Below are 2,346 nucleotides of genomic sequence, written 5' to 3'. Positions count from 1 at the left end.
CACTCACCTCTGCTTCTGAATCGTTGCGCAAACAGAATTGCACCACCTGCGAGGTTTGGTCGTCGATGGGGGTAGCCGCTGTGAAAATGATGTGGATGAGGCCGTTGGGGTAGGTGATTTTGAGCTTGCGACCAAAAGGCATAAACCAGGTGCCCTCCAGGATACGCACTGTGCGATCCTCTGACATCCGCAAGTTTTGCTTCTGCAAGTCACTGTTGAACACCGGCAAAACAGAGGTGGCCCGAAGGCCATATTCCAGTTCTTCAAGGCTGTCCAGATCTGGGGGTACAGGCTCGGAGATCACCCCAAAGCTCTGGTGATGGACGAAGTGGGGATGGGCATTGTCAAAGGAGTTTTCCATCAGGCGCAGGCCGGCGCATTTCCAGACCTCATAGAACTGATGAATTTGGCGAAACCGGGAATCCGCCACCTCTGGGATCTCGGGAATATCGGTCAAGGGATCCGCCAATGCCACCCAAACATAGCCATAGCGCTCTTGGCAGCGAAACCCCTCCACCTTGTAGGTAGGGGGGATGAAGTTGTCTGTAAGTTGGGGCACCTTCACACAGGTGCCGGAGCCGTCAAACTCCCAGCCGTGATAGGGGCAGCGGATGTGGCCATTGCAAACAACCCCTTTGGAAAGTTGGGCCGAGCGATGGCAGCAACGATCCAAGACGGCGCAAGGCTGCCCTGACTCATTGAGCCAAAGCACCAGAGGAGTCTTCAGCAGCGTGAAAGCTTGTGGGCCGGCTTCCAGAGCTGATACTGGGATCACAGGGTACCAAAACCGCCTCAGGACAGGTTGCTGGGTAACAAGCATAAACCCGCTCCACAAGCTCTAGTTCGGAGAATCATGAGCTGGCTTTTCGTGAGCCTAGGTGGCTCAAAGCACCGCCCCCCGTGAAAAAGATAGGCGTTGAAATGGCAGAAGTCCGTATAAGCCAACACAGCTTTGCCCTGCCACAGCGGTCGCGTTTGGACATCGACAACTCCCCCTCTATCCAGAGATGGGCTATTGATTGAGGGAAGTAGAAAAGTGTCAGTGGGCTTCTGTTGGCATGTGGCTGTGGGGAGAGGTGGAAAGGTGCAAAACGAATTGAACCCCAACCGAGATCTCCGTAACACAGGGATCCCGGCCCAACCTGCCGCAGAGCTCAGCTCTCTCGAACCAGAACCGGCTGCTGAGAGCCGGCCAAACCAACTGACGGATCCAGATCCTCGCCTCAGCCGTTCTCAACAAAAACGAGAGCAGGAACGCCGCTCCTTACCTTGGCGCCTGGGGCTGGCCAACGTGCTCTCGGCAGGGTTGCATTTCATCGCGTTGCATTTCATGGCGATGAGCTGGATGGGTTGGCGGCCTGGGATCCCGGAGGAGGAGATAATCTCCTTTCAGTGGGTGGAGATGGCGGATGAGCCGCCCCCAGAGCCGCAGTGGATTGCGCCCGTCTCCGCCCGTGAGTCCGGTGTCTCTGAACCTCGGGATCACGTATCGGTGCGGCAGTCGCAAGTGGCCAATCCAGGTGAATGGGTAGAGGTCACTTCTGCAACGGCACAGCCTCTGCTCGCCTCAGCCGCAGGGAGTCCTGTCCCTGAGATCCTTTCTCCGCCGACAAGGGAGCTTGAGGTGCCCCAGCCCGCCCGGAACTCTGCCTCTCCTCAGCAGCAGCCAGAGGCCAGGTTAGAAAATCTGTCAGCGGGTTTAGCAGCTCTGGAGCAGGCAGTTGCCGATCACAATTGGGCGGAGGCGCTACATCTGACGGAAGAATGGCTGGATCACTGGCCTCTGTCCTCTCCACAGCGCCAGCAACTGCAGGACTATCGTCAGCATCTGCAAAGCCTACTGGCTACCTCCTCGGCAGCAGCAGTGGAGACCAAATCGGCTCAGATCTCTCCTGCTCAATCCCTCAAGCCTCAACCCGAAAGAGCAGCAAGTTCTCCTGAGGTTTTGCCACAACCCTACCTGTCGGCTCCAGCGGATCCGCATCCAACTTTGCCCTCTCCAGAGCCGATCGCAGCCCCGTTGGAAGAGCCTTCTCCCACCTTGCCCCCGACTTTTCCTACCGGATCCCACAACTCCGACTTCGGTCGCACCAGTGGGATCGAGTCCTCTCAGGCAGGCCCACCCAGCCTCAATGCCACCGCCGATCCGGATTGGGGAGACTACTTGGCTCAATTTCAAGAAAGGGTTCGCCAACACTGGATGGTACGGCGGGCATCCGGATCCTACGTAACAGTGGTGCAGGTGCGTCTGGATCGACAGGGATCCCTGCGGGAACTGCGCCTGCAAACCCCCTCAGAAGATCCCCTATTGGATGCAGCCGTGCTCAGTGCCATCCAGCGCTCAGC

The 2,346-nt window shown here is 57.8% G+C and carries 2 protein-coding genes; one reads left to right on the top strand and one right to left on the bottom strand.

Annotated elements, in window-relative coordinates:
• On the bottom strand, positions 1-820 hold an 820-nt coding region (locus NW820_RS10610; protein ID WP_414407464.1), incomplete at its 3' end, for a Rieske 2Fe-2S domain-containing protein.
• Between the two features lie 264 nt (positions 821-1,084).
• Between NW820_RS10610 and NW820_RS10605 the strand changes: the two genes are divergently transcribed.
• Positions 1,085-2,346, top strand: a 1,262-nt coding sequence (locus NW820_RS10605) for a TonB C-terminal domain-containing protein (RefSeq protein WP_414407463.1), incomplete at its 3' end; no start/stop codon positions are given.

It is taken from the genome of Synechococcus sp. R55.7, assembly GCF_047461955.1.
In the GTDB taxonomy this organism is placed as follows: Bacteria; Cyanobacteriota; Cyanobacteriia; order Thermostichales; family Thermostichaceae; genus Thermostichus.
This window is presented reverse-complemented; position numbering and strand designations above follow the sequence as displayed.